Source organism: Pseudomonas sp. JR33AA (genome assembly GCF_021378985.1).
Taxonomy (GTDB): Bacteria; Pseudomonadota; Gammaproteobacteria; order Pseudomonadales; family Pseudomonadaceae; genus Aquipseudomonas; species Aquipseudomonas alloputida.
In genome coordinates this window covers 1-4,240 of the sequence record NZ_JAJSAW010000035.1, presented here as the reverse complement: position 1 = coordinate 4,240, position 4,240 = coordinate 1, and the positions used below count along the sequence as shown (strand labels likewise).

General features: G+C 60.6%; 3 protein-coding genes. All 3 read left to right on the top strand.

Going from position 1 to position 4,240, the window contains the following annotated elements; all coding sequences use genetic code 11:
- Positions 1-1,546 (top strand): type VI secretion system Vgr family protein (locus LVS58_RS24820; RefSeq protein WP_233693227.1); only part of this gene is annotated, 1,546 nt, incomplete at its 5' end.
- 50 nt (positions 1,547-1,596) lie between these two features.
- A complete protein-coding gene (locus LVS58_RS24815) occupies positions 1,597-2,028 on the top strand; it encodes a DcrB-related protein (RefSeq protein ID WP_233693226.1) in 432 nt (143 codons plus the stop codon).
- Positions 2,029-2,081: 53 nt separating this feature from the next.
- Positions 2,082-4,240, top strand: a 2,159-nt coding sequence (locus LVS58_RS24810) for a DUF6531 domain-containing protein (protein ID WP_233693225.1), incomplete at its 3' end; no start/stop codon positions are given.

Here is a 4,240-nt window from a genome sequence, read left to right as displayed (position 1 = left end):
ACAGGCCGGTGAGACGGACTTGGCGTTCATCGCCCGCCTGGCGGCCGAAGAAGGCTTCGTCTACCGCTTTGCGCACAGTGAAAAGCTGCACAAGCTGATCATCACCGATCGGCTGCAGTCCCTCGGCCTGATCAGCCATGGCGCCATCAAGACCGACGATGAAGACGAGGGCTACTACGATGACGACGAGCCTGTTAGCCCCGACAGCGTGCTGTACCAAGCCAACAGCGGTGGCGATCAAGCCACGCCCTGCCTTCGCCGCTTGTGCTACAGCGAGCAGGTACGCACCGCTCGCCAGGTGCAGCGCGACCACACTTTTACCAACCCGGCCTACCGCCAGGAGCACAGAGCCGCCGGGCCCTTCCTGGAGCACCAGTCCAAAGAGTACGAATACTTCGATTACCCAGGCCGCTATAAACGCGATGCCGTGGGCAAGCCGTTCACCGAAAACCGTATCACGGCGCTGCGCCACGACGTGCGCATTGCCGAGGTCCAGGGCGATGACGTGCGCCTGCAACCGGGGCTCAGTTTCACCCTGACCGGTCACCCCCGTGACGACCTCAATGCGCATTGGCGGGTGAACACGGTTACCCATAAAGGCCACCAGTTCACCAGCCTGCAGGAAGAAGCCGCCGGCGCCGATGTCAGTACGCGCTACGAGCAGACGGCAGTGCTGGTCCCCGGTCGGACCGAATGGCGCCCCGCGCCCTTGGATAAACCGCGAATCGACGGGCCGCACATGGCAACCGTCGTCGGCCCGCCTGGCGAGGAAATCTATTGCGATGAATGGGGCCGGGTAAAAGTCAGTTTCCCCTGGGACCGCGAAAGCCAGAACAACGAGTTCAGTTCGTGCTGGCTGAGGGTTTCTCAAGGCTGGGCGGGTGGCAGCTGGGGCTCGATGGCCATCCCTCGTATCGGCCAGGACGTGATCATCCATTACGTCAACGGCGATCCCGACCAGCCGATGATCACCGGGCGCACCTACTGCGGTGACCAACTGCCGCCTTACGACCTGCCCGATCACAAAACCCGCATGACCATCAAGAGCCAGACCCACAAGGGTGACGGGTTCAATGAGCTGCGCTTCGAGGATGAGCTGGGCAAGGAGGAAGTGTTCATCCATGCCCAGAGAGATCAGAACACGTTGGTCAATCACAACCAGTCCCTTTCTGTGGGCGTCGATCGCACCCAACAGGTTGGCCAGGACGAATCGGTCGCCATTGGCCGCAATCGTCTGCGCGTGGTCAAGGCCAACGACACCTTGAAAGTGGGAGGTGGCAAAAACGACCTCATCGCAGGCGACTACGAAGTCGAAGCGGGCAACACGCTACGCCTCAAGTGCGGCAAGACCCTTATCGAAATGCAGGCCAACGGCACGCTGAACATCACCTGCGAAACCTTCAACTTCACCGCACAGCAGACCGGGCAGATCAACACCCTGGCGGCAAAGCTCGACCTCAACCCAGCGGGTGGTTCGGTGGGCGCAGGCGCGAACGGGCGCGACAGCGATTCACTCATGGCAGACGTGGAAGGGCATTTCGACTAGCGCTCGCACTGCAGCCCTGCCCTCCCCTGAACTGAAAAGGACTACCCGTAATGATCGAATACCTGACGCACGATGTGATTCTCAACCTGGGCGATGAAGCCCCCGAGGACTTGACGCTGAACATGCTGCGCTTCCCCAGCAGACAAACCACGTTGGTGATCGCTCGCAGCGCTGTTGCAACCACCAAGACCCTGGACGAGGCCTTGGACGACCAACTGAACCTATTACGGAAGCAGTCAAAGGCGCTGACCATTACGCCCGCGCAAGTAACCCGCCTTGGAGGAAACAAGCATCAGGTGGAAGGCCGGGAAATGGCGATTCAGTTCAGGGTCGGCGACAAGCCCAACTACCAGCTTCAGGCGGCCTGCCTGATACCGGGGCAGCCACGGATGTTGGTGCTCAACTACAGCAAACCCGGCCCTTTGAGTGACGACGACATCAACCACTGGCGGGCCATCAAGGACGAGCTCCGATTTGCCTGAGCCTCTCCACGCCCCAGGACAAGGACTTTCGGATAGCTAGGAGCTTACCGCCAATGGCGCAGACCGTTCACGCCGCCCGGATGGGCGACGCAATTCTTCATCCATCGCTTGCCGCTGAAATGATCAGCGCAGTAGCCGAGGCCGTTATCTATGCAGCGGCCACCGCAGCCGTCGCCGCAGCTATCAGCTTGGCCGTTGTTGGCACCGTAGCCACTGGCGGTGCGGCTGGCGTCGCCATTGCCGCAGTCGCGGGTGTAGCCGTCGGAGCCATGAGCACCCTTTCCGTCGGCGAAGACCAGACTGTCGGTGGTGCCATTTCCACCTTTTGCGACGGCCTTGGCAACAGCCTGTCCTCACCCGAACCCTTCGGAATAATCGAGAGCGGGTCAACCAATGTTTTCATCAACAGTGAGCCCGCTGCTCGCGCGGCCGGCACCACTGGCCCACCTGGAGGCGGCGCCGCCGATACTGAACAAGAGGAACCGGCCATCCTGGAAAACGTCGGTTCCATGGCCATGGCTGCGGCGTCTTATCTCGTCCCGTTCGTGGGGCTGGGGATGGCCATACGTGACATCTTCAACCCGCCCGTGACCACACCGGCCGCCCCCGGTTCAGAACCCAAGCAAGAGGACAAGATCAGCTGTTCCCGCCACACGCCACTGCCCGAAAACTTCATTGCGCAAGGCTCGGACAAGGTATTTATCAATGGCCAACCCGCCGCGCGTTCAGGTGACAAGACCACCTGCGATGCCACGATTGATGTGAACGAAAACGTATCGCCCAATGTGCGCATCGGTGGCGGTACGGCGACGGTCCAGGACATTCGCAACGGCAAGAGCAAGATTGCGATGTTTACCGGGATTATTGCGGGGATGCTTATCTCCCGAAGGTTTGGCCGCATCAAAGGGTGCACATTAGGCAACCCGGTTGCTGTTGCCACAGGGAGCAAGCTGCAGGAGGGGCCGGAGGACATCGATTTCAATCTCCCAGGCTTGCTGGGCATCCAATGGGCACGGCGCTACGACAGCAGGGACATGCGCAGCGACGGTCTACTGGGGATAGGTTGGAGTGTCCCCTATGAAGTGGAACTAGCCCGCGTCCCACATCCTCAAGGCGGTATGCTGTGGATCTACATCGACAACGACGGTAACCGACTGGAACTGGGCCGCCTTAGTGCCGGTGATGCCTTCGTCAGTGCCGTGGACGGCTTGGCCTTCTTTCAGCTGGAGGACGGCCAGACCGTTGTCGAAGATATCAATGAAGGGCTTTATCGGGTCTTCGATACCGACCCGCTGAATCCCAAACGCTCACGCCTGATCAGGCTCGGCGACCGCAATCTCAATTGCCTCGACCTGCTGTATGACGAACAAGGGCGGCTGAAAGCCCTCTATGACAAGTACGGCCAAACGGTCGTGCAGCTTCATTATGGTGCCAGGCATTCCCAGCGCGTCAGTGACATATCGCGGGTGTTCCTAAAGGGCGGCGGCACACCGACTGTAGAACGCAGCGAACTGCTGGTCAGCTATCGCTACACCAATGACGGGCAACTGCATGAGGTATTGGACGCGACGGGTCAACAGGTCCGCCGCTTCACTTACACCCCCGAGGGCTATCTCAATAGCCATCAACTGGCTAGCGGTGCTGTCCGCGAATACGAATGGGCCCGCTTCGCCATTCCTGAAAAGCGCCCTGCTCCCAAGCGCCTGGACGGCACGCCCTACCGCTTGCCACCGCTGCTGGAACCCCAACCCGATCACGAATGGCGAGTGATTCGTCACTGGGGCAGCGAGGGTGAAGAGTACCGGTTCGAGTACAACCTGGAGACCGGTGAAACCCTCGTCACGGACAACCTCGGCCGCCGTGATCACTACTACTGGGGGCCACTGTACGAGGTCTATAAGCACATCGACCCTCAGGGCAACTGCTGGCAGGCGGAAGTGATCGCCGGACAGTTGATCAAGCGCATCGATCCGCAAGGGGGGGAATGGCGCTACAGCTACGACGATATCGGCCGCCTGATCGAAACCCGCGATCCTCTCGGCCGCCGCGAACACATCAAATACCTGCGACATTGGGCGCTACCCGTCCAGGTCACCGACACAGCCGGGCGGACTCGGCAATACGGCTACGACAGCCACGGCAATCTGCTCTGGCAGCAGGACCCGCTGGGGCGAGAGACACAGTATCAATACAGCCCGGAAGGCCGCGTCAC

Excerpts from the sequence above, each read along its gene's own strand:
- LVS58_RS24815 (WP_233693226.1), top strand. The coding sequence starts at position 1,597 with ATGATCGAATACCTGACGCACGATGTGATTCTCAACCTGGGCGATGAA.